Below are 18,832 nucleotides of genomic sequence, written 5' to 3'. Positions count from 1 at the left end.
AAAAGCGCGTCCGTGGACGCGCTCTCTCTCTTTTGCCGACAGGCTTACTTCAGGTATTCCCCACTTCGCAGCGCTTCGATACGTTTATCCAGCGGCGGGTGAGTCATAAACAGTTCACTCAGTGATTTACCTTTACCATTAATGCAGAAGGCCATCATGCTGGATGCTTCCTGCGGTTCGTAACTGGTTTTCAGACGCTGCAGCGCGGCAATCATTTTTTCACGACCAACCAGTTTGGCGGAACCCGCGTCGGCGTGGAACTCACGATGACGAGAGAACCACATGGTAATAATGCTCGCCAGAATACCGAAGACCAGTTCCAGTACCATCGCGACAGCAAAATAGATCATCGGGTTGCCGTTGCTACCCTCGCCTTCATCACGGTTGCCACCGAGAAAACCCGCGGCGATCTGCGCCAGAATGCGCGAGATAAAGATAACAAAGGTGTTCACGACCCCCTGAATCAGCGTCATGGTGACCATGTCACCGTTCGCGATATGGCTAATTTCATGAGCAATAACCGCTTCAGCCTCATCCGGGCTCATGTTTTGCAGCAAGCCGGTACTGACCGCGACCAGAGACGCATCACGACGCGCCCCGGTGGCAAACGCGTTAATGTCCGGCGCATGGTAAATAGCAACCTGCGGCATAGCAATACCGGCCTGACGCGCCTGCGTGGCGACCGTATTCATTAACCAGCGTTCTCTTTCGTTACGCGGCTGCTCTATCACTTCCCCACCGACGGAACGTAACGCCATCCATTTGGACATCAGCAGTGAAACGAAGGAACCACCAAAACCGAACAGCAGCGCCATAATCATCAGGCCCTGAACGCTGCTCGACTGAATCCCTGTCAGGCTCAGCACCAGCCCGAAAACGACCATGACGGCAAGGTTCGTCAACAGGAAAAGCGCGATTCGCATCATAATTTTCTTTTAACCTCAACTTAACAAAACGCACTATGCGATTACCCACATCGTATGGGTCGTACCGCTATTTTCAAGTATCAATGCCCGGTAAGTCACCAGAAAGACACAACTTTACATTTTGTTGTACCAGACTGACGACTTCATGCGCTTGTTAAAAAAAACAGGCACAATTTCTTGTGCCTGTCTGAGGTTACTTCGCCGCAGCGGGTTGTTCCGCGGGCTTCGCTTTCTCAAGCGTCGCCAGATCCAGCGCAATCTTCACCGTTTCATCAAGATACGGATCCGGCTCCTGGTAATCTTTTGGCAGGTCGTCCAGTTTCTTCAGAACCGGTTTTCCTTCACGTTTAAACCGGTCATTGATTCGCGCCAGACGCATCGCATCATCTTCGTTATTCTCTTTTTCACGCTGCGCGTAATTCAGAGACGCGATGTTACGTTTGTCCTTCATCGCATTGAAACGGGCGATATCCTTCATGATGTACTGGAACTCAGGATCCTGCGCAATACGCGCGTTGTGATCTTTGAGTAACTCAGGACCGAACGGCGTCAGATCGTCTGATTTCACATACGTTGCGGCGTCGATGCTATCCCACGGCAACGCATTATCTTCAAACTTCTCGCCGGTTTCTGTCTCTTCATTCCCTGTTGGCATGATGATATCGGGCGTGACGCCTTTACGCTGGGTACTGCCGCCGTTCACGCGATAAAACTTCTGGATCGTGTACTGGACGGAACCCAGTGCAGGCCATTCCGGACGCAGCATCTGATCGTAAATACGGTTCAGCGAACGATACTGCTGCACGGTACCTTTACCGAAGGTCGGTTCACCGACGATCAGCGCGCGACCGTAATCCTGCATGGCGGCTGCAAAAATTTCCGATGCCGACGCGCTGAAGCGATCGACCAGCACCACCAGCGGACCTTTGTAGTAAACAACGCCATCCGTATCGCTGTCCTCACGGACTTTGCCATTATTGTCGCGAACCTGAACCACCGGACCAGAAGGAATAAACAGACCCGACAGCGAAACCGCTTCCGTCAACGCTCCGCCACCATTGCTGCGCAGATCGATTACGATGCTGCTGACATTCTGTTTTTCCAGTTTCTGCAACTGAACTTTGACATCGTCAGTCAGGCCAACATAGAAGCCCGGGATATCCAGTACGCCGACTTTCTCTTTACCCACCGTCTTCACAGACATCTTAACCGCACGGTCTTCCAGACGAATGCGCTCACGCGTCAGTGTGACCGTTCGGGTTTTTGTTCCTTTGCCGGCAGGCAGAACTTCAAGACGAACCTTGCTGCCTTTTGGCCCTTTGATGAGCGCAACAACGTCATCCAGACGCCAGCCGATCACATCGACCATGCTTTTGCCCGTCTGACCCACACCGACAATGCGATCGCCAACGCTAATCGCTTTGCTCTTCGCCGCCGGACCGCCGGCTACCATGGAGTTGATGACCGTATAGTCATCGTCCATCTGCAACACGGCACCAATCCCTTCAAGGGACAGGCTCATTTCAGTATTAAACTGTTCGGTGTTTCGTGGTGAGAGATAGTTGGTATGTGGATCAATTTCGCGAGCAAACGCCGTCATCGCCAGTGAGAAGACGTCTTCACTGTTGGTTTGCGTCAGACGACGGATCGCGGATTTATAACGACGGGTCAGCGTCTCACGAATTTCTTTGTCGTCTTTGCCGGTCAGTTTCAGACTTAACTCATCGAACTTCACCTTACCGTCCCACAGCGCATTAAGCTCAGCCTCGTCTTTCGGCCAGGGCGCTTTGCTGCGATCGAGATTAAAGGTATCAGTCCCGGTGAAATCCATCGGACGTTCCAGCACTTTCAGTGCGTACTGAAAGCGCTCGAAACGGCGCTTTTGCGCCAGATTATAGAGATCGTAAAAAACGTCGAGCTTACCCGAGCGCAGTTCGTCGCCCAACTGCCCTTTCTTCTTCGCAAACTGCTCGACATCCCCCGCCAACAGCACGTTGTGGCTGTAGTCGAGTAAATTCAGATAGCGGTCGAAAATTTTGGCGGAAAAGGCCGAATCGAGATCGAACTGACGATAGTGAGAACGCGTAAAACGCGACGTAACGCGTTCACTCACCGTCGCGTGCTGTGTCTCTTCCTTAAGAACAGGAATCTGATCGGCACGCGTAATGTCGTCCACAGCGAAGGTCTGGCCTGCTATTGCAAGCAGGCCAGCTAACGCGGTAAGCCTAAAAAATGTGTTCATGCCAGGCCTGGCCTCCGTTTCAGAACACCAGGTGTTCTGCGCGTACAATCAAAGACATACCCGAATTCAGCTGTACACGGACGCCATCTTTGGTGATTTCTAATACGGTGGCATCCATCGCATCATTGCCCGCTTTCACCTTCAGAGACTGTCCAACGCTCAGCGCTGAAATATCCGAAACCGGAGTCAATTTCTCTTCACGAGGTGCGCGCGGCGCTTTCGCGGCCGGTTTATCAGCACGCGGTTTACGCTCAGTCGCTTCTTTGCGGCGTGGTGCAGGACGCGGCTTACGTTCACGGCGAGGTGCGTCTTCGGTTTCACCTGCGGCAGCGGCAGCTTCGCGTTTTTTCGCTTGCTGTTCAGCACGCTGCGCCTGAACGCGAGCTTTCGCTTCTTCAAGCTGTTTACGCGCATGTTCAACGTGCTGCTCATCCAGCTCCCCACAAGGGTTGCCGTCGAGATCGACACGCGTTGCGCCCGGCTTAACGCCGTACAGGTAACGCCAGCTCGAAGTATAAAGACGTAAAGCGGAACGAAGTTGCGTTTTGCTGAGGTTCATTTCGCCCTCAATACGCTCTACCAGATCCTGAAAAATGCCAATTTTCAGTGGGCGCGCTTCGCCTTCCGCACTAAAGCACTGCGGAAAACGCTCGGCCAAAAACGCGATTACTTCTTTACTGCTATTCAACTTAGGTTGATTTTCCATGAAATTTCCTGATTACAACGGACGTAGCCAACAAGCCGCAGGCATGAACAGGCGTCATTATAATGACGCCATCAGTAATTGCTACGGTATCCGTTGATTATCCTGCGATGCTCGCAAAGAATTTTTTGTAATCCGTCATTGCAAGCACGGTTTCAAGCTGCGCGACGAGCCGGCAAAGACCTTGTTCATCCTCAGCGGTGAAGCGCCCAAACGCCGTACTGTCGATGTCCAGCACGCCAATAATATGGCCCTTAACGGTTATTGGCAGGACAATCTCCGCATTACTGGCCGCATCGCAGGCAATGTGGCCATCAAACGCGTGAACGTCGTCAATCCGCTGCACCTGGTTTAGGGCAACAGCTGTGCCGCACACGCCGCGACCCACCGGGATCCGTACACAAGCAATTTTGCCCTGAAACGGACCTAATACCAGCGTATCGCCCTCAAGCAGGTAAAATCCCGCCCAGTTCACTTGCGAAAGACGTTCGTACAACAGCGCGCTGGTGTTTGCCAGCGTGGCCAGAAAACTGGTTTCTCCTGCCATTAATGCCTGAAAATCGCGGTTCAGATCCGCGTATAGCTCTGTCTTGTTCATTATATAATCACTTAGTTGTCTTACTCTGATACTGCCAGCCTATTAAAATAAGCATTAAATGCGTTAATGCTCAAGATCATTCCCGTCATGAGTTAAGATTACATAATTCTAACACTTTGATTCGCGATACATGGCTCTCAAGACACCCCAGATCACGCCAACGAAAAAAATAGCGATCCGATCCATCAGCGAAGCACTGCCTAGTGCGCACTATCAGCGTTGCCCTCAGTGTGACCTGCTGTTTAGTCTGCCGAAGATGCGCTCTCACCAGAGCGCGTACTGTCCCCGCTGCCAGGCGAAAATTCGTGATGGTCGCGACTGGTCGCTGACGCGCCTGGGGGCGATGGCTGTCACCATGCTGTTGCTGATGCCCTTCGCCTGGGGCGAGCCTCTGCTGCATATCTATCTGCTGGGCATCCGCATTGATGCCAACGTGATGCAGGGGATCTGGCAGATGACGCAGCAAGGCGATCCCATTACCGCGACGATGGTGCTGTTTTGCGTTGCGGGCGCGCCGCTGATCCTCGTGAGCGCGATTGCCTACCTGTGGTTCGGCAATATTCTCGGCATGAATTTGCGCCCGGTGCTGCTGATGCTGGAAAAACTCAAAGAGTGGGTGATGCTGGACATCTATCTGGTGGGCATTGGCGTGGCATCGATCAAAGTTCAGGATTACGCCTTTTTGCAGCCTGGCGTGGGGCTTTACGCCTTCATCGCACTGGTGATCCTTAGCATCCTGACGCTGTCGCATCTGAACATTGAACAGCTGTGGGAACGCTTTTATCCGCAGCGACCGGCAAAACGCCCGGACGAGCAGTTGCGTATTTGCCTCGGTTGTCATTTTACCGGTTATCCGGACCCGCGTGGACGCTGCCCGCGCTGCCATATTCCCTTGCGTGAGCGCCGAAATCAGAGCGTACAAAAATGCTGGGCGGCGTTGTTGGCATCGATTGTTTTGCTGCTGCCTGCTAACCTGATGCCTATCTCGGTTATCTACGTGAACGGTGGACGACAGGAAGACACGATCATGTCCGGTATCCTGTCGCTGGCGAACAGCAATGTCGCCGTGGCCGCCGTGGTCTTTATCGCCAGTATTCTGGTGCCATTCACCAAAGTGATCGTCATGTTTACGCTGTTGCTCAGCATTCAGTTCAAATGCGAACAGGGTTTACGCACGCGTATGCAACTCTTGCGCCTGGTCACGTGGATCGGTCGCTGGTCGATGCTGGACCTTTTTGTTATCGCCTTAACCATGTCGCTGATTAACCGCGACCAGATTCTTGCTTTTACTATGGGACCGGCTGCGTTTTATTTCGGCTCAGCGGTCATTTTGACTATTCTTGCAGTGGAATGGCTGGACAGCCGCTTACTTTGGGATGCACATGAGTCAGGAAACGCCCGCTTCGCAGACTGAAGCGCAGATTAAAACTAAACGCCGTATCTCACCATTCTGGCTTCTCCCGCTGATTGCGTTAATGATCGCGGGATGGATGATTTGGAACAGTTATGAAGATCGCGGTAACACCGTGACCATCGATTTCATGTCTGCGGATGGCATCGTACCGGGCCGTACGCCCGTTCGCTATCAGGGCGTAGAGGTGGGTACGGTTCAGGACATCAGCCTGAGTCAGGATCTGCGAAAAATTGAGGTGCGAGTCAGCATTAAGTCGGACATGAAAGATGCCCTGCGCGAAGACACGCAGTTCTGGCTGGTGACGCCCAAAGCGTCGCTCGCGGGGGTTTCAGGCCTTGATGCGTTGGTTGGCGGTAACTATATCGGCATGATGCCCGGTAAAGGTAAAGAGCAGGATCATTTCGTCGCCCTTGATACCCAGCCGAAATATCGCCTGGATAACGGCGACCTGATGATCCATCTTAATGCGCCCGATCTGGGGTCGCTGAACAGCGGTTCGCTGGTCTATTTCCGTAAGATCCCGGTCGGCAGGGTTTATGATTACAGCATTAACCCAAACAAACAGGGCGTCACTATCGATGTTCTGGTTGAACGCCGCTTTACCAACCTGGTGAAGAAAGGCAGTCGTTTCTGGAATGTTTCAGGGGTCAATGCCGACATCAGTCTGAGCGGTGCGAAGGTCAAACTGGAGAGTCTGGCTGCCCTGGTCAACGGGGCCATTGCCTTTGACTCCCCGGACGACTCAAAGGTCGCGGATCAGGATGATACCTTTGGCCTGTACGCCGATCTGGCGCACAGCCAACGCGGCGTCATTGTTAAGCTGGAACTGCCCAGCGGCGAAGGGCTGAAAGCGAACGCCACCCCGCTCATGTATCAGGGGCTGGAAGTCGGTGAACTCACCAAACTGAATTTAGAGCCGGGCGGTAAAGTCACCGGCGAAATGACCGTTGATCCCAGCGTTGTGACGCTGCTACGCGACGGCACTCGCATTGAACTGCGCAGTCCCAAACTGTCGCTAAGTGACGCTAACATCAGTTCGTTGCTGACGGGCAAAACCTTTGAACTGGTGCCCGGTACCGGTGAATCGCGCAGCGAGTTCGTGGTTGTCCCTGGTGAAAAAGCCCTGCTTCATGAACCTGACGTTCTGACGTTTACCCTGACCGCGCCCGAAAGCTACGGTATCGAGGCGGGTCAACCGCTGATCCTCCACGGTGTCCAGGTAGGCCAGGTGATCGAACGTAAGCTAACCAGCAAAGGGGTCGAGTTCACCGCGGCGGTCGATCCACAGCATCGCGACCTGGTTAAGGGTGACAGTAAATTCGTGGTCAACAGTCGTGTGGATGTCAAAGTGGGTCTGGATGGCGTTGAATTTCTTGGTGCCAGCGCCAGCGAATGGATAAGCGGCGGTATCCGCATATTGCCGGGCAGCAAAGGAGAAATGAAGTCCAGTTATCCGCTGTATGCCAACCTGGAAAAAGCGGTGGAGAACAGTCTGAGCGATCTGCCGACCACCACCCTGAGTCTGCGTGCGGAAACGCTGCCGGACGTGCAGGCCGGTTCCGTGGTGCTGTACCGTAAATTTGAGGTGGGCGAAGTGATCACCGTACGCCCCCGCGCCGACGCCTTTGACATCGATCTCCACATTAAGCCTGAGTACCGCAACCTGCTGACCAGCAACAGCGTATTCTGGGCGGAAGGCGGGGCTAAAGTGCAGCTCAACGGCAGCGGTCTGACCGTGCAAGCCTCTCCCCTGTCGCGCGCGCTGAAGGGTGCAATCAGCTTTGATAACCTGAGCGGCGCCAGCGCCAGCCAGCGCAAAGGCGATAAGCGTATTTTGTACGCCTCTGAAACCGCCGCGCGTGCGGTCGGGGGGCAAATTACACTCCACGCTTTTGATGCCGGGAAACTGGCTGCCGGGATGCCGATTCGCTACCTCGGCATTGATATCGGACAGATTCAGACGCTTGAACTGCTCACCTCGCGCAACGAGGTACAGGCGAAGGCGGTACTGTATCCGGAGTACGTGCAGACCTTTGCCCGTGGCGGGACGCGCTTCTCCGTGATTACACCGCAGATCTCGGCCGCTGGCGTGGAGCATCTCGACACTATCCTGCAACCCTACATCAACGTCGAGCCGGGTCGGGGTAATCCACGTCGAGACTTCGAACTGCAGGAAGCGACCATTACTGACTCGCGCTACCTTGACGGGCTGAGTATTGTGCTCGAAGTCCCCGAAGCAGGCTCGCTGGCGATCGGTACGCCGGTGCTGTTCCGTGGGATTGAAGTCGGTACGGTAACCGGCATGACGCTCGGCACATTGTCTGACCGCGTGATGATCGCCTTGCGCATCAGTCAACGCTATCAGCATCTGGTCCGCAATAACTCCGTCTTCTGGCTGGCCTCCGGATACAGTCTGGACTTTGGCCTGACGGGCGGCGTCGTGAAGACCGGCACCTTTAATCAGTTCATTCGCGGCGGCATTGCGTTCGCCACGCCGCCAGGCACCCCGCTGGCACCGAAAGCGCAGGCCGGGAAACACTTCCTGCTGCTGGAAAGTGAGCCGAAAGAGTGGCGTGAATGGGGCACCGCGCTGCCACGTTAATATCAGGCTCCGGCGTGCTCGCGCCGGGGCCTTTATGCTACACTGCGCGCTTGTTTTACTGCCGGTGGTGCTCCCCCGTGACTCAACACGCTGTTTATTTTCCTGACGCCTTTTTGACGCAAATGCGCGAGGCAATGCCTGCACACCTCTCTTTTGATGATTTTCTCGCCGCCTGCCAGCGCCCGTTACGCCGCAGCATCCGCGTTAATACCCTTAAGATTTCGGTTGCCGATTTTCTCACTTTAACCGCCCCGTATGGATGGTCGCTGACGCCGGTTCCCTGGTGTGAAGAGGGCTTCTGGATTGAGCGCGACGACGAAGAAGCATTGCCCTTAGGCAGTACCGCCGAGCATCTGAGCGGCCTGTTTTATATTCAGGAAGCCAGTTCCATGCTGCCGGTTGCCGCCTTGTTTGCCGATGATAATTCGCCGAACCGCGTGATGGACGTTGCCGCCGCGCCGGGTTCAAAAACCACGCAAATCGCAGCGCGCATGGGCAACCGCGGGGCGATTCTTGCGAACGAGTACTCCGCCAGTCGGGTGAAAGTGCTGCATGCCAATATCAGTCGTTGCGGGATCAATAACGTGGCGCTGACCCATTTTGACGGCCGCGTATTCGGTGCAGCACTGCCGGAAATGTTCGACGCGATTTTGCTTGATGCCCCCTGCTCGGGTGAAGGCGTTGTGCGAAAAGATCCGGATGCGCTGAAAAACTGGTCCGTGGAAAGCAATCATGAGATTGCCGCAACCCAGCGCGAACTGATCGAAAGTGCGTTTCACGCCCTGCGCCCTGGCGGTACCCTGGTCTATTCGACCTGTACGTTAAATCGTGATGAAAACGAATCGGTGCTTGCCTGGCTGAAAGAGACCTGGCCTGAGGCAGTGGAATTTTTACCGTTAGACGATCTTTTTCCTGAGGCAACGCAGGCGCTAACAGCCGAAGGTTTCCTGCATGTCTTTCCGCAGATTTATGACTGCGAAGGATTCTTCGTTGCTCGTCTGCGTAAAACAGCGTCCATTCCCGCGCTGCCTGCGCCGAAGTACAAAGTGGGTAACTTCCCTTTCACCCCCGTCAAAGGTCGCGAAGGCGCGAATATAGCCCAGGCGGCTAGCGCCCTCGGCCTGCTCTGGGATGAAAACCTGCACCTCTGGCAGCGCGATAAAGAGGTCTGGCTTTTCCCGGCGGAGATTGAACCGCTGATCGGTAAAGTCCGCTTCTCTCGCCTCGGCATTAAGCTGGCAGAAACCCATAACAAAGGTTATCGCTGGCAGCACGAAGCGGTCATCGCGCTGGCTGATGTGAATCACCGCAGTGCGTTTGAACTGTCGCACCAGGAGGCGCAAGAGTGGTATCGCGGGCGCGATGTTTACCCGCAGACCGCCCCCGCCACTGACGATGTGCTGGTGACCTTCCAGCATCAGCCGATTGGCCTCGCCAAACGGATCGGTTCACGGCTGAAAAACAGTTACCCGCGAGAACTGGTTCGTGATGGCAAATTGTTTACCGGTAACGTCTGAAATCGGGAAATTTGCGCATTTTTTGACTGGCGCTTTTGCCTGCGTTGTCTACGCTGAGAAATGGACGGCCTAACTGGTCGTACCACAATCAGCAAACCAACGGAGAGCACGATGATGAAAACCAGTGTGCGCATTGGCGCCTTTGAAATTGACGATGCCGAGTTACACGGCGAGTCGCCGGGAGACCGAACGTTAACCATTCCGTGTAAATCCGATCCGGATTTATGCATGCAGCTGGATGCCTGGGACGATGAGACCAGCATTCCTGCCCTTCTCAACGGAGAACATTCGGTCCTCTTTCGCAACCATTACGATCGTAAGTCTGATGCCTGGATCATGCGTCTTGCCTGATTCAAAAAGAACCCGTCTATCGGCGGGTTATTTATTTCCCCCTTCCCGCCTGCGTTAATTCCTCCTACACTTTTGTCAGAGCTGTACAAAATGAGGATAGGATGTTCGCACTGGTTCTGTTTGTCTGTTATCTGGATGGCGGTTGCGAAGATATCGTAGTGGATGTTTACGATACCGAGCAGCAGTGTCTGTATTATATGGACGATCAACGAATTCGCCAGGGTGGCTGCTTCCCGGTAGAGGATTTTATCGATGGATTCTGGGCACCCGCGCAGCAATACAGTGACTTTTAATCACTGCAGTCGTACCAGCGTTAACTCACCGCCGAATACCGCCCCCGTGTCGATGTAGTGAAGATTGTAGCTGTCAACGCGTTGATGCAGCGGCGTATGACCAAACCAGAAATGGTCAGCGCCGACAATAGCGGCCCCATCTCCCGCAAGATGCGCACTCAGTCGTGCACGTCGCCACAGCACCTCCGTAAGGTTAACCGGTTTTTGCCACTGATAAACGTCTTCCGGGTAATCAGCGTGGGCAACCACATGCGTCCCCTCGCGGCAATGCAGCTCCAGGATCCACGGCAATTGCTGGCAGTACTCCAGTGCCAGCGTGGCCTGATGCCGTTTCTGCTCAGGCAACATCGTAAACCAGCCTCCGCCATTCATCGTCCACAGCGACCATTGAGACGTGCGCAAGGCATCTATCGCCATCTGTTCATGATTCCCTCTGACCGCCACCATCCAGCGCTTATGCAGCAGTTGCAGACAGCGCAAACTGTCAGGACCACGATCGATGAGATCGCCCACCGAAACCAGCAGATCCTGCCAGGGGTCAAAGCGACAGGCCCGTAATTTCGCCATCAACAGCGCAAAACAGCCGTGGATATCCCCGACTACCCAGATGTGCCGCCAGTGCGCCCCCTCGATCATTTGGTAACTCTTTTCAGGCTGTTTCATGAGAGTTTTTGTCCTCAGTCACGCCCTAACACAAATTTAACAATAGCAGCAAAAAACGCTGGACGTTTATGCCTGGGTGTAGGTATGGTTTACTCAGAATGATAGGTGCGAAACGCCGTTTGGCTCAGGAAAAGCATCCGTTCTACAGATAAAAAGAGACCGAATACGATTCCTGTATTCGGTCCAGGGAAATGGCTCTTGGGAGAGAGCCGTGCGCTAAAAGTTGGCATTAATGCAGGCTAAGTCGCCTTGCCTTTTAAGAATAGATGACGACGCCAGGTTTTCCAGTCCGCGGCTTATGCGGCCGGAAAAAAACGGTGGTAGTCACTGACTGAAATGTAAAAACCGCAAGACCCTCAGCAGAAGGCTTGCGGTTTTTTATTGGAAATCAGAAAGATACTTTTGGGAATTAACAGAGTTTTTCTGCTCGTTCGATAAACGGTGCCAGGCTCATTTTTTCACCCGGTTTTGCCGGATCGTCAATCTGAATCACCGACAGAGGTTGTGCATTCGTTTTGCCGCTTGCCACCTGCTCTTGCGCGATATCATTCAACGGATACTGAACGAGCGTGCTGGGGTTAATCACATACAGCGCGTTTCCGGGCCGACAGGTCAGCATGACCTCTTCGCGATTGAACGCCCACTTATCTTTGCCGATTTCAAAACGGCTCACGGTAATGACCTGCGGTGCCGCCAGTGCAACCCCTGAACTGGTCAGAAGCAGCAAAGAGAGAATCATTTTTTTCATGAGTTTTGCCTGTCCCTCAGAACGGTTCCAGCGTCGCAAACAAACTGACAATTGCCAGCACGACGGCGCCGATTCCCCATTCGATCTTCGTCATCCAAATAAAGTACAGATTGATGCGTCGACTATCCTGGCGCATTCGTGGTACGAGAAGATACCGATTCGCCAGTGCGATTGCCACCATTAGCAGGACAAGTGCACATTTTAGCAAAAGCAGTTGCCCCCAGACGGTCCGCCATGGAAGTGAAAAACCCTGTATAAACAACACATTGGCGATACCGGTAAGCAACACACCTGCCACGGCGAGATGCCCATAGCGTGAAAAACGCATCATGGTGTAAACCGCCTGCTGCTGCCAGCGTCCTCTTGCCATGTCCATGCAGTAAATCACCGGTAACAGACCGCCAAACCAGGCCGCAGTGCAAATCAGATGCAGTGCATGATTTGTCTGCTGGAGCGCGCCAATAACGCCAGAGTGCAGCGTGGCATGCCCAACTCCCGTCAGTAGTGCAAACTGCGCGAGGGTTAAGAGCAGTAATAGTCGCGGTAAATTACGCGGCACAATCAGCGCGGCAACCAGCGTGACCAGCGCCAGAACGATCTGCCAGAGCCACACCCCGCCAAACTGGGTTTGCAATACGGCAACCCAGATCGGAACGGAGATAACATCCTGCCAGCCGGAGCCCATGAGCCCGCCCTGGATCGCCAGCATCAGTAACGCACTCAGAAAACTCCACCATGCAGCATGCTGTTGCAGACGTAAGAACCGTCGGCTCATCAGACGGCGGATAGAGAGCGGTGCCAGCCACGCGCCGTAAAGCGCAGAGCCAAACACCAGCATCAGGGCGGTAAAATGGATGAAGCGGAGTGCAACCCAGGTCAGCGTCAGCATGTTTATTTCACGCTAAAAGTATACTGTCCTTTGGTTTTGTGTCCATCGACGGACACCACGTGCCAGTTCACCGTGTATTGACCCGGCTTCAGCGTTTCATCGAGCGGGACGATCAGCTGTTTCTTATCCTGTTCATTACGCTTTGCCGGACGGGTTTTGATTCCCTCTTGTTTCGGACCGGTAATCGTCGCCCCGCTGAATCCAGGCTCGATACCTTCAGAGAAATTAAGCGTCAGCGCCTGTGGCGCGGCGGCAACTTCGGCCTCCGCGGCCGGATACTGGTGGGTCAGATGCGCATGGGCCCATACGGTCGGAGCCGCCAGGGCTGAAGCCAGAAAAAGGAGCGTATAGCGAAAAGTACGTGCAGGAGAGACCATATCAACTATTCCCTTTTGTAATGCCTTATCCTGTGAGGATAACCTTCTATAATGTTCGCGTCGACAATCTTCAATTGCGGCTTGCCATTATGGCAGACTCTTAGTAACTTTTGCGCGCAATACCAAAGGAGAAGCCCATGCACAAAAATTTGGCTCAGCTTGAACAGGCTGAAATGGACAAGGTAAACGTTGACCTGGCCGCTGCTGGCGTCGCGTTTAAAGAGCGCTACAACATGCCCGTTGTCGCCGAAGTCGTAGAACGCGAGCAACCCGCTCATCTGCGCGAATGGTTTCGCGAACGTCTGATCGCCCACCGTCTGGCGTCCGTTTCGTTGTCACGCTTACCGTATGAGCCCAAACCTAAGTAATATCTTTGATGTAAAGTTACGTATCCTTACATATTGGCTGCTACAGTATAAGTACATTCTTATTCTATGATTTAAGGATGATTGTAGACACTATGAAAAGGAAGTCATTATGTCACGCTGGAAAATAGCCGCAGCACAGTATGAACCGCTAAAAACGTCTATTCGCGAACATATCTCTCATCATCTGAATTTCATCGAGGCGGCAGCCAGACAACAGTGTGAACTGTTAGTGTTTCCCTCACTTTCATTACTCGGTTGCATGGACGAATCGCAGTCGCTGCCCGCACCGCCGGATATCAGTCTGCTACAGCCGCTCTCTCAGGCCGCCCACGCGCACCGCATGACGATCATTGCCGGTCTTCCAGTCGAGCATAACAACCGCTTCGTCACCGGGATTGCCGTTTTCGCCCCGTGGGTAACCTCACCGCGCATGTTTCATCAAAGCCACGGCGCGTGTCTGTGTGAAGACCTGAAAACCATCAGCGTGGTGGATGAACAACCGGAAGGTGTTGATATGGATCCGGCGTGTTCTCTGTTTACAACCAGTCAAAGCGTCAGCGAATCCGAGTTGCTCACCTCAACGTCACGATTACAACGCTTCTCGCATAAATTCTCGATTGCCGTACTGATGGCCAATGCGCGGGGAAGTAGCGCATTGTGGGATGAAAGCGGGCAATTAATTGTCCGTGCCGACCGCGGTTCACTGTTATTAACAGGACAGCGCACAGCGCAGGGTTGGCAAGGTGATATCATTCCATTACGCTAATCGTTTTCGGTCAGGAGTTTTACATGCTGCGCATCATCGATACTGAAACCTGTGGCCTGCAGGGCGGGATTGTAGAGATCGCCTCTGTCGACGTGGTTGACGGTAAGATAGTGAATCCTATGAGCCACCTGGTGCGCCCTGACCGACCTATCTCGCCGCAGGCCATGGCGATTCACCGCATTACTGAAGCGATGGTGGCCGATAAACCGTGGATTGAAGAGGTCATTCCCCACTATTACGGCAGTGAATGGTATGTGGCACATAACGCCAGCTTTGACCGCCGCGTGCTGCCAGACATGCCGGGCGAGTGGATTTGCACCATGAAGCTTTCCCGCCGCCTCTGGCCGGGTATTAAGTACAGCAATATGGCGCTCTACAAGTCACGCAAACTGAATGTGCAAACCCCTGTGGGACTTCACCATCACCGCGCACTCTATGACTGCTATATCACCGCCGCGCTGCTCATCGATATTATGAATACCTCCGGCTGGACGACAGAACAGATGGTCGACATCACCGGGCGACCGGGGTTGCTGACCACCTTTACCTTTGGTAAGTATCGTGGCAAAGCTGTCTCGGATGTCGCTGAGCGCGATCCGGGCTACCTGCGCTGGCTGTTTAACAACCTTGACAGCATGAGCCCGGAGCTGCGTTTAACTCTCAAGCACTATCTGGATAACGCTTAAGCCGCACGGTTGCCAGGCAACGTCCCCTGCGCCAGGCCAATCAGGAAAGCAAATTCCAGCGCAACCCCCTCCCAGGATTTATAACGGCCTGATTTTCCGCCGTGCCCGGAATCCATGTCGGTACACAACAGCAGCAGATGGTCATCCGTTTTCAGTTCGCGCAGTTTCGCCACCCATTTCGCCGGTTCCCAGTACTGAACCTGCGAGTCATGCAGCCCGGTGGTGACCAGCAGATGCGGGTATGCCTGCGCCCTGACGTTATCGTACGGGCTGTAGCTTTTCATGTAGGTGTAATACTGCGGATCTTTCGGATTCCCCCACTCTTCAAACTCGCCGGTCGTCAGGGGGATCGACTCATCGAGCATCGTGGTCACCACATCCACAAACGGTACCTGGGCAACCACGCCATGAAAACGTTCGGGACGTTCGTTGATTGCCACACCCATTAGCATTCCTCCCGCGCTCCCTCCCATGCCATAACACAGGGAGGGCGAGCCGTAGCCCTGGGCTATCAGCGCATCGCAGGCATCAAGATAGTCGTTGAAGGTATTACGCTTTTTCAGGAATTTACCGTCTTCATACCACTGCTGCCCCAGCTCGCCTCCGCCACGCACGTGGACGATGGCATAAACAAAGCCGCGATTCAGCAAACTTAAGCGGCTGCTGCTGAAATCGGCATCTATGCTGGCACCGTAGGAACCGTAGCCGTACACCAGGAGAGGATTTTGTCCCTTGCGAAAATGCTTCTGATGATACACCAGCGAGACAGGCACCTCGACGCCATCACGCGCGGTGATCCACAGGTGTTCGCTGCGATAGTTCGCGGCGTCAAATCCCGCCACCACCGTCTGTTTAATCACCCGTCGTTCGCCGGTATCCATATCCAGTTCAAACAGCGTGTCCGGCGTGGTCATTGAGGAGTAGCCATAGCGCAGGCGCGACGTTTCCGGTTCCGGGTTGTAAGCAAGCCAGGTGACATAGGCCGGATCGTCAAAGGCGATCCCTACGACCTCGCCGGTTTTACGATTGATCTGCCGCAGGCTGGTTAAGCCGCGCTGGCGCTCTTCCACCACCAGCCAGTCGGTAAAGGGGTAAACCCTTCCAGCATGATAGCTTCCCGCGCCGGGATCAGCGTTTCCCACCGTTTCTCATCGCGCACACGGGTGCGATAGAGGCCAAAATTTTTACCCTCGCGATTCGAGCGCAGGTAAAACTTATGCTGATAGTGATCGAGGCTGTATTCGTGGTCCTTGCGGCGTGGCAGGAAGATGAACGGTTCGGCATCGGCCAGTTCGGCATCCAGCAGCAAAACTTCGCTGGTCGTTGCGCTAGCCAGATGAATGACGATGTAATGTTGGGATGTCGTTTTGTGCAGACTAACGTAGAAGGTGTCGTCTTTTTCTTCGTAAATCAGTTCGTCCTGCGTCGACGGTGTACCGATGGTGTGTCGCCAGACCTGCCAGGGTAACAGCGTCGTCTCATGCTTACGCACATAGTAGAAGGTCAGCGAGTCATTCGCCCAGACAAGCTCGGGTTCCACGTTATCCAGCATCTCCGGATACCAGTTACCGTTTTCCAGATTGCGAAAACGGATCCCGTACTGACGGCGAGAAAGGTAATCTTCCGCCAGCGCCATGATGGTGTTATCCGGCGTGATCGCCAGTCCCCCCAGGGTGTAAAACTCGCTGTGCGCCGCCCGCTTGTTGCCGTCGAGCAGCGTTTCCCAGTCATCCCACTCCTCGCTTAGCGCCGACTGACGTTGATAAATGGCGTACTCACATCCGGGTTCATAGAGATGGCGATAGCGATAACCGTTTTTCACATACGGTGCAGAAGTATCACGGGGAGGAATGCGATCGATAATTTCTTTCAACACACGTTCCTGCAACGCCTGCTGCGTAGACATAACCTGATGTCCGTAGCAGTTTTCCTGTTTCAGGTAATCCAGCACATCCGGCTGCGAACGGGTGTCGTCCCGCAGCCAGTAGTAATTATCAATGCGTGTGTCGCCATGGAGAGTCATGGCGTGGGGAATGCGATTGGCTTTCGGCAGCATGTCATTGTTCTTTCGTCTTTATACACCCTCTAAGGGTGGCAAAACTGACGAATGATGCAAGCGAAACATGCCGCCGACGGTATTCGGTTAACCGGGTAGCGCCTGTTTTTGCTGTTTCAGATCCTGCTCAATGCCGTCGCGGACATCCTGTGGGATCTTCAACGCATCGCCCAGCGCGTTCAGGTAGCTACGTTCCATAAAGTGGTCGATGTCAATGGCTGCACAACTGAGGAAATAGATCTCCAGCGCCTCTTCCTCGTTGCGGATCCCCTGCGCCAGACGCTGTGGATCCAGCGGTTGTTCAATCGCCTGTTCGATGAATGCGCGCCCCTGTTCTTCAACGCCCGCTTCACGTAGCTGCTGTTCGATTGCCGCCCGTTCTTTGGCGTCGATGTGACCGTCGCTTTTCGCCGCGAAAACCAGCGCCAGAATCAGGCGTTCGGTACGGACATCCAGCGGTGTGCTTTGCGCGCCAAACTGCGGTTCATCCTGATGAGCCGCGCGAACTTTATCCTTGTACTTGTTCCACAACACGCTACCCGCCACCGCGCCGCCACCGACCAACAGCGCACTGGTGCCGTATTTGCTGAGCAGTTTGCGGGAAGATTTGTTGGCGAGCAGTAACCCTGCCAGGCCACCCAGCGCACCGGGTACCAGCAGCTTACTTAATCCCTGTTCCCCCGAAGAGGACGAAGACGATCCGTTTTGCCCGAGAAGAGAGTGTAATTGATTAAGCCAGTTAGCCATTTTATCCCTCAAGTACTGACAATGAATTCTCAAAGCGTACCCGAGGGGATGTCAGGAAATGTCTGCCAGCGCTAAAGATGCGCAAATGTTCGCGCTATTGCTGGCGGTATTGCGCCGTGCCGGCCTTGCAGTCGACCTTCACCTGATAATGAATATCCGCGCTTTTTCCACGCACGGTCAGTGGCACCGTCCATTTCCCGTCCTGCCCTGTAATCTCTTTCGGATTAGCCCAGACAACCGGATCGGCCTGCCCCACCCGTTTTTGATCGTCTGCCCAGCGCACCACGCGATTTTGCTGATAATCACGTTTCACACTTGCGGCAATGCCTGCCGCATCGAGACCCTCACACGGGGGGAATTTCACGGTTTTACTGTCAGTGTCCGCAGCAGATACCGACAGACTGGCGCCTAACAACAGCAGGCTGATTAACGCACCTGTTCTTTTCATACTTTTCCTTTACCCAATAGCACATTGATTCAGGAAAAAGCATGGTACAAAACGTCAGGAGCGCAAGTCAGATTCAGGCCGCCTGAGTATCGTCTCCGGCAGAGGCGTCGTTCTCAACCGCCTGCGGAGAAGGCAACTTACCGGTTTTGAGGATGGTGCTCAGCACCTCTTTTTGTTCTGCCAGCCACAACGACAGCGCTTCACGCTGTTCGTCTTCCAGTGCTAACGGCGACTGTTCAAGCCAGGTGTCGAGCAGATCCGCCGTATCCAGCATCTTGTCATACGCATCGGCTTCCTTTTTGCTGGTAAATGACATTTTTTCCTCACCTTCCCGAATGACTACGTATTTAACTTCAACCGCCATGTTGCAGCCTCTCAATATTACTGTATTTATGTACAGTATATTCTATTTTACCGCTGAAATCAACCTGGCAATAA

The 18,832-nt window shown here is 54.0% G+C and carries 19 protein-coding genes and 1 pseudogene; 8 read left to right on the top strand and 12 right to left on the bottom strand.

Features of this window, described 5'->3' with window-relative positions:
- Positions 1–44 precede the first annotated feature (44 nt).
- From htpX to GBC03_15595, 4 genes are all read right to left on the bottom strand, one after another.
- Positions 45–926 (bottom strand): protease HtpX, encoded by an 882-nt coding sequence (gene htpX, locus GBC03_15610; protein ID QFS71528.1) that lies wholly within the window; start codon positions 924–926, stop codon positions 45–47.
- 193 nt (positions 927–1,119) lie between these two features.
- The gene (locus GBC03_15605; GenBank protein ID QFS71527.1) at positions 1,120–3,168 is read right to left on the bottom strand and encodes a carboxy terminal-processing peptidase; all 2,049 of its coding nucleotides are present in this window, start codon (positions 3,166–3,168) and stop codon (positions 1,120–1,122) included.
- A gap of 19 nt (positions 3,169–3,187) precedes the next feature.
- Positions 3,188–3,874, bottom strand: a complete 687-nt coding sequence (gene proQ, locus GBC03_15600; protein ID QFS71526.1) for an RNA chaperone ProQ — start codon at positions 3,872–3,874, stop codon at positions 3,188–3,190.
- Between the two features lie 97 nt (positions 3,875–3,971).
- The gene (locus tag GBC03_15595) at positions 3,972–4,469 is read right to left on the bottom strand and encodes a GAF domain-containing protein (protein QFS71525.1); all 498 of its coding nucleotides are present in this window, start codon (positions 4,467–4,469) and stop codon (positions 3,972–3,974) included.
- Positions 4,470–4,599: 130 nt separating this feature from the next.
- Here GBC03_15595 and yebS point away from each other — a divergent pair, with 130 nt between their 5' ends.
- The 5 genes from yebS to GBC03_15570 all read left to right on the top strand — a co-directional run bounded on the left by yebS (position 4,600) and on the right by GBC03_15570 (position 10,646).
- The gene (yebS, locus tag GBC03_15590; GenBank protein ID QFS71524.1) at positions 4,600–5,883 is read left to right on the top strand and encodes a membrane integrity lipid transport subunit YebS; all 1,284 of its coding nucleotides are present in this window, start codon (positions 4,600–4,602) and stop codon (positions 5,881–5,883) included.
- A complete protein-coding gene (locus tag GBC03_15585) occupies positions 5,852–8,485 on the top strand; it encodes an MCE family protein (protein ID QFS71523.1) in 2,634 nt (877 codons plus the stop codon). The genes yebS and GBC03_15585 overlap by 32 nt, the downstream gene beginning before the upstream one ends.
- A gap of 77 nt (positions 8,486–8,562) precedes the next feature.
- Entirely contained in the window at positions 8,563–10,002 is a 1,440-nt protein-coding gene (gene rsmF, locus GBC03_15580; protein QFS71522.1) for a 16S rRNA (cytosine(1407)-C(5))-methyltransferase RsmF, read from the top strand.
- Positions 10,003–10,113: 111 nt separating this feature from the next.
- Positions 10,114–10,353, top strand: coding sequence for a DUF1480 family protein (locus GBC03_15575; GenBank protein QFS71521.1), 240 nt, complete (start codon positions 10,114–10,116; stop codon positions 10,351–10,353).
- 101 nt (positions 10,354–10,454) lie between these two features.
- Complete coding sequence (locus GBC03_15570; GenBank protein QFS71520.1) at positions 10,455–10,646, top strand: DUF1482 family protein; 192 nt, start codon at positions 10,455–10,457, stop codon at positions 10,644–10,646.
- Here GBC03_15570 and pphA read toward each other — a convergent pair whose 3' ends face one another.
- The 4 genes from pphA to yobA all read right to left on the bottom strand — a co-directional run bounded on the left by pphA (position 10,647) and on the right by yobA (position 13,323).
- Positions 10,647–11,309, bottom strand: a complete 663-nt coding sequence (gene pphA / locus GBC03_15565; protein QFS71519.1) for a protein-serine/threonine phosphatase — start codon at positions 11,307–11,309, stop codon at positions 10,647–10,649.
- Between the two features lie 409 nt (positions 11,310–11,718).
- The gene (locus tag GBC03_15560) at positions 11,719–12,057 is read right to left on the bottom strand and encodes a DUF2511 domain-containing protein (GenBank protein QFS71518.1); all 339 of its coding nucleotides are present in this window, start codon (positions 12,055–12,057) and stop codon (positions 11,719–11,721) included.
- Between the two features lie 16 nt (positions 12,058–12,073).
- Positions 12,074–12,946 carry a copper homeostasis membrane protein CopD gene (gene copD, locus GBC03_15555; GenBank protein QFS71517.1) on the bottom strand — a complete coding sequence of 291 codons (873 nt, stop codon included), beginning with the start codon at positions 12,944–12,946 and terminating at the stop codon, positions 12,074–12,076.
- A gap of 2 nt (positions 12,947–12,948) precedes the next feature.
- A complete protein-coding gene (gene yobA / locus GBC03_15550; protein ID QFS71516.1) occupies positions 12,949–13,323 on the bottom strand; it encodes a CopC domain-containing protein YobA in 375 nt (124 codons plus the stop codon).
- A gap of 137 nt (positions 13,324–13,460) precedes the next feature.
- Here yobA and GBC03_15545 point away from each other — a divergent pair, with 137 nt between their 5' ends.
- From GBC03_15545 to exoX, 3 genes are all read left to right on the top strand, one after another.
- Positions 13,461–13,691, top strand: a complete 231-nt coding sequence (locus GBC03_15545; protein QFS71515.1) for a DNA polymerase III subunit theta — start codon at positions 13,461–13,463, stop codon at positions 13,689–13,691.
- Positions 13,692–13,800: 109 nt separating this feature from the next.
- Entirely contained in the window at positions 13,801–14,457 is a 657-nt protein-coding gene (locus tag GBC03_15540; GenBank protein ID QFS71514.1) for a carbon-nitrogen hydrolase family protein, read from the top strand.
- A 23-nt stretch (positions 14,458–14,480) separates the two neighbouring features.
- Positions 14,481–15,143: an exodeoxyribonuclease X gene (gene exoX / locus GBC03_15535; protein ID QFS71513.1), complete on the top strand. Its 663-nt coding sequence runs from the start codon at positions 14,481–14,483 to the stop codon at positions 15,141–15,143.
- Here the strand turns inward: exoX and ptrB are convergent.
- The 4 genes and pseudogenes from ptrB to yebG form a co-directional block, all read right to left on the bottom strand.
- Positions 15,140–17,199, bottom strand: a pseudogene (gene ptrB, locus GBC03_15530) (oligopeptidase B). The gene exoX and the pseudogene ptrB overlap by 4 nt on opposite strands.
- An 87-nt stretch (positions 17,200–17,286) precedes the next feature.
- Complete coding sequence (locus GBC03_15525; GenBank protein QFS71512.1) at positions 17,287–17,946, bottom strand: DUF533 domain-containing protein; 660 nt, start codon at positions 17,944–17,946, stop codon at positions 17,287–17,289.
- Positions 17,947–18,040: 94 nt separating this feature from the next.
- On the bottom strand, positions 18,041–18,394 hold the full coding sequence (locus GBC03_15520; GenBank protein ID QFS71511.1) for a hypothetical protein: 354 nt from the start codon (positions 18,392–18,394) through the stop codon (positions 18,041–18,043).
- Between the two features lie 73 nt (positions 18,395–18,467).
- Positions 18,468–18,758, bottom strand: a complete 291-nt coding sequence (gene yebG, locus GBC03_15515) for a DNA damage-inducible protein YebG (protein QFS71510.1) — start codon at positions 18,756–18,758, stop codon at positions 18,468–18,470.
- Positions 18,759–18,832 lie beyond the last annotated feature (74 nt).

This window comes from Citrobacter telavivensis, from assembly GCA_009363175.1.
GTDB lineage: Bacteria > Pseudomonadota > Gammaproteobacteria > Enterobacterales > Enterobacteriaceae > Citrobacter_A > Citrobacter_A telavivensis.
Note: the sequence above shows the minus strand (reverse complement) of the source record. Positions and strands in the feature narration are given on the sequence as shown.

Coding starts and splice junctions, on each gene's coding strand:
- copD (QFS71517.1), bottom strand. CDS start 12,946: ATGCTGACGCTGACCTGGGTTGCACTCCGCTTCATCCATTTTACCGCC.
- GBC03_15585 (QFS71523.1), top strand. CDS start 5,852: ATGAGTCAGGAAACGCCCGCTTCGCAGACTGAAGCGCAGATTAAAACT.
- yobA (QFS71516.1), bottom strand. CDS start 13,323: ATGGTCTCTCCTGCACGTACTTTTCGCTATACGCTCCTTTTTCTGGCT.
- exoX (QFS71513.1), top strand. CDS start 14,481: ATGCTGCGCATCATCGATACTGAAACCTGTGGCCTGCAGGGCGGGATT.
- yebG (QFS71510.1), bottom strand. CDS start 18,758: ATGGCGGTTGAAGTTAAATACGTAGTCATTCGGGAAGGTGAGGAAAAA.
- GBC03_15575 (QFS71521.1), top strand. CDS start 10,114: ATGATGAAAACCAGTGTGCGCATTGGCGCCTTTGAAATTGACGATGCC.
- GBC03_15540 (QFS71514.1), top strand. CDS start 13,801: ATGTCACGCTGGAAAATAGCCGCAGCACAGTATGAACCGCTAAAAACG.
- GBC03_15605 (QFS71527.1), bottom strand. CDS start 3,168: ATGAACACATTTTTTAGGCTTACCGCGTTAGCTGGCCTGCTTGCAATA.
- GBC03_15570 (QFS71520.1), top strand. CDS start 10,455: ATGTTCGCACTGGTTCTGTTTGTCTGTTATCTGGATGGCGGTTGCGAA.
- pphA (QFS71519.1), bottom strand. CDS start 11,309: ATGAAACAGCCTGAAAAGAGTTACCAAATGATCGAGGGGGCGCACTGG.
- GBC03_15525 (QFS71512.1), bottom strand. CDS start 17,946: ATGGCTAACTGGCTTAATCAATTACACTCTCTTCTCGGGCAAAACGGA.
- GBC03_15520 (QFS71511.1), bottom strand. CDS start 18,394: ATGAAAAGAACAGGTGCGTTAATCAGCCTGCTGTTGTTAGGCGCCAGT.
- proQ (QFS71526.1), bottom strand. CDS start 3,874: ATGGAAAATCAACCTAAGTTGAATAGCAGTAAAGAAGTAATCGCGTTT.
- htpX (QFS71528.1), bottom strand. CDS start 926: ATGATGCGAATCGCGCTTTTCCTGTTGACGAACCTTGCCGTCATGGTC.
- GBC03_15545 (QFS71515.1), top strand. CDS start 13,461: ATGCACAAAAATTTGGCTCAGCTTGAACAGGCTGAAATGGACAAGGTA.
- GBC03_15595 (QFS71525.1), bottom strand. CDS start 4,469: ATGAACAAGACAGAGCTATACGCGGATCTGAACCGCGATTTTCAGGCA.
- yebS (QFS71524.1), top strand. CDS start 4,600: ATGGCTCTCAAGACACCCCAGATCACGCCAACGAAAAAAATAGCGATC.
- GBC03_15560 (QFS71518.1), bottom strand. CDS start 12,057: ATGAAAAAAATGATTCTCTCTTTGCTGCTTCTGACCAGTTCAGGGGTT.